At 57.6% G+C, this 3,886-nt stretch carries 2 protein-coding genes; one reads left to right on the forward strand and one right to left on the reverse strand.

Annotation, left to right across the window (positions count from 1 at the left end; translation table 11 throughout):
- Positions 1–117: 117 nt before the first annotated feature.
- A complete protein-coding gene (locus H5U08_RS12395; protein ID WP_297033492.1) occupies positions 118–1,122 on the reverse strand; it encodes a polyprenyl synthetase family protein in 1,005 nt (334 codons plus the stop codon).
- Positions 1,123–1,909: 787 nt separating this feature from the next.
- On the opposite strand from H5U08_RS12395, the gene H5U08_RS12400 reads away from it, so the two are divergent.
- A partial coding sequence (locus tag H5U08_RS12400) for a hypothetical protein (RefSeq protein WP_297033495.1) occupies positions 1,910–3,886 on the forward strand: 1,977 nt, incomplete at its 3' end.

Raw genomic sequence — 3,886 nt, forward strand, 5'->3', positions numbered from 1 at the left:
GATCGCCGGGAGGCGTTCCGTCCAACCGACGAAACGCAACACATGATCCAGGGTTGGACCGTAGCTCTGACGAGCAGATCCCTCCGACAAGAGGTCCCTCCCAAAGTGGATGGGAAATCACCGATCGCGTGAGATAACAAACGCGGCAAGCTGGCGAAGGGACTCAGAAGCGGGGCTTACCGGCAGATCAACCAGCCGCTCGACCGCGTCACTGATGAACATCGCCGCCTTCTCGCGGGCATAGTCAATCGAGCCCGTCTCCATCATCACCTGCCGCACCTGCTGGCGAAAGCCCGGCGGCTGCTGCCGGAGGAGGCTGATCATTCGCTCCCGAGAAGGCTCTCCAAGGTGCCGCAACATGTGAATGATGGGCAGTGTCGGCTTCTGCTTGGCCAAATCGCTCCCCAGGGACTTTCCGGTCTTTTCCTCATCACCCAGGATGTCAAGAATGTCATCGATAATCTGAAAAGCGATCCCCACAAGAAGTCCGAATGCCCCCAGGTCCTCAATGAATGAGGGTGGGGCATCCGCATAATACGCTCCCAACCGACAGCATGCCTGGCAAAGGGCGGCCGTCTTTTCAGTGATGATTTCCAGATATTCCTCCTCCGGCATGTCGAATCGCCCGCAGGCCGCAATCTGCCGCAGTTCGCCCTGGCACATTCGGTGGCTGGCCTGGGCAATCTCCCGGCAAGCTACGACCGAGTCCAGAGAGCTGGCCAGACAGAGCGCCCGGGCGAGCAGGTAATCGCCAAGGAGCACACTGGCCGAATTGTCCCAGCGGGCATTCATCGTTTCCATGTGCCGGCGAAGCTGTGCCTCATCGAGAACGTCATCATGGACCAAACTCGCCGTATGCACGAGTTCCATGGCCGTGGCGAGAAGAAGATGCGTCTGCGTGAGTTTTCCGCACAGCTTTCCGGAGAGAAGCACCAGCGCCGGCCGAAGTCGCTTTCCCCCGAGTTGAAGCCCATGTTTGAGCATCCCATCGATGAAAGGGGAGGAATCCTGAAGTTCCTGCCTGAGCAGTCGATCTACCTCGGCCATTTCGCCTGCAATGACCTCGTACACTTCCTGCAGCGACTTGACTGAGGCAGGAACTTTCTCGCTGACATCGGCCATTCGGTTCATCCTCCAGCCGGGAGGTGCAACAAATTCCCGCGACGATAACAGGTTCTGTTTCGATTGCAGAAAAAGACTTCCGGTTGCCGGACAATCGCGCGCACCGACGAAGGATTGACTCCTTCATGGTAGCCCCCTTGCCGGGCCATTTTTACACTTCTCACATTTTGGTCTGTCATGTTTTATCAAGTGTAACTGCTTATCTGTCATTTCGGCAACCACCGGAACTTTATCAAGATGTGCCATTTATCCCCTTTTCTTTCTACTCTCTGCGCCCGATGAAAGTTTTCGACGGCTGCCCCCGAACCATCCCCATTTTTGCAAAAATCTATGACAGACCACGAGTGCCAAGTATTGTGGGGCAATTCATGAATGGCCTCTTCCCATGGCGTGGCCGGGGTGGAACCGGGCCCTCCAATTCAATCCGTGGAGGGACGCCTTCCACGGCGTGCGTCCAACACGGAGGGGCACGGTGGTCGCGCCCGGTGTCCGTTGCTCACGTGCCGTCACCATCGTCGTAGGGGCAATTCATGAATTGCCCCTACCGAAAGGCGAGTGAATTGGGGTGGATCATTTAAAGTTGACAAGCGGACCTGACGAGCAGGTCCCTCCAGATACGGACCTGACGAGCAGGTCCCTCCGAGAAATCGTTTGGAGGGGCACGCTTATCGTGCCCGATAAATCGGGGATTGATCGCGTTGCAATCCTGGCGGGAATTGTTATCCTGGTAGTCAGCTTTGACGGAACCTTTCATGGAGCGGTGAGGCACAGTTGCGGAGACCGGCCCATGTTGCCGAGACGATTCCCCCGCGCCTCCCAAGTCGGCGCATTCGCGGCGGTACGGACTGTCCTGCCGTACCTGCTGCTGTTTTTTTGTCTCAGGACCGTTTCCCTCTCGCCGGCTATCGCCGCCACCGAGGAATCTCCTCCCGAGAGTCTCCGGCTTCTCAAAGTTTGCGATCAAGCAGGGCATTCCATCCCCTGTTCCAGCGCTACCGCTTTCGGTTTTTTTGTTTTCGCCAAGGACAGTCAGACTCAACTGGCCGTGACGCCATCCTGCGGTGAGTTCGTGGGCGTTCTCGGTCCTCACGAGGGATTGATCATTCACTTCGGATGGACCGCGGCAGTCGCAGCATCGCTTACCATTGAAAACCTTGGACAGGCCGCCCTGGAAATTTCTGCCGAGACAGAAAGTGTGCAGCAGCGGACTTCTCTCGCGAGCGGTAATCGCGGGAAATGGGAGTTCACCGTCACGGGCGACAGCGTCCCTATTCGCGAAAAAACGCTCAGCGTCAGAAATCCTACCGACACGGCACCGGCGGTCTGGAAAGGGCGCATTCGTTATGGAGCAGGTTCCTCTCCGACGGAGCTTCTGTCGTTGACACCCGGCGATCCTCAGGTCACGCCACCCCCGGTCCTTCCTCCTTTAGCCCCGGCAATCGCAGCCGCGATGATTGAATGGGATTGGCGTTTGCAGGATGAGCTTGACCATCCGCAAGTACCCACCTCCAAATACGCTGCTGCTCTGAACAAGATTTTTGATCGAGGACAAGACGCTATCGAAAACTATTCGCAACAGGGCCTGAAGGATGCCAAGTGGTTCCAACTGGTCGCCAGATGGAACGAACTGCGGGAAAGATGGAACTCTCTGCAAACGGAGCTTGGGAAGACGGAGAAGTCCGGCAATGCGGCTCAGGAAACGGTGCATGCTCTCTGGTTGGAAGCTCGACGGGTTAAACGCCAGCTTTCTCTCCGCGACCCGGCCCTGCGTGATAGAAAAATCGCCTTCGTCAAGCACGTTCCCAGTTTGTTCAGTCACCAGTTGACCCAGTATACAGGCAACTGCGCCCGACCGGGTGGCGGAGTGTATCTGCTCGACCTTCCCGGCCAATCCATGGCATGTACAGATCTCACCGCTGGGCGACTTCCGCAGGGGAGCTTCGAGTTTTGTGACGTTTCGCCAGACGGCACGCGTGTACTGTTTTCCTTCTGCGCAGCCGATCGCGCCCCGGTCAACCGCGAACAGGCTTTGGACCGATTCTTTCACCTCTATGAAATCGCACTGCCGCACAGGACAATTCGTCAACTCACGAGCGATCCGTACGACGATTTTGGCGCGAAATACCTGTCCGATGGCCAGATCGTCTTCGTTTCCACACGCCGGGGTGGCTTTCACCGGTGTGGTCAGGGCCCCTGTCCTGTCCACACGCTCACGGCGTGCGATGCGAATGGCCGCAACATCCGCGTCATATCTTTCCACGAGACTCACGAATGGGACCCTGTTCCCTTGTTCGATGGCCGAATTTTATATACCCGGTGGGATTACGTGGACCGGAATGCGGTTTTCTACCAGCAGTTGTGGACTGTCCGCAGCAATGGTGAGTTCGTCCAGGCCTACTACGGAAACAATACCCTCAATCCTGTCGGAATCTGGGAAGCCCGGCCCATTCCGGGGACCAATGCAATCATTGCCACCGCAGCGGCCCACCACGCCATGACGGCCGGGTCGATCATTCGGCTCGACATCAGGCATGGCCAGGATGGCCCTCAGGCTATCACCCGGCTGACTCCTGACGCCCTCTTTCCGGAAAGCGAGGCACCTGTCCCCAACCGGTCCGGCGGACGATGGTTCAACCCGGCCGGTGTGGATTCCGTACCGGCTCTTCCATCCGAGCAAAAGCGATTTCCGGGCCACTGCTATCGCACCCCCTATCCCCTCTCCGAGACCACGTTTCTCGCAGCGTACAGTTACGACAGTCTGATC

This window comes from Thermogutta sp., from assembly GCF_014359955.1.
GTDB lineage: Bacteria > Planctomycetota > Planctomycetia > Pirellulales > Thermoguttaceae > Thermogutta.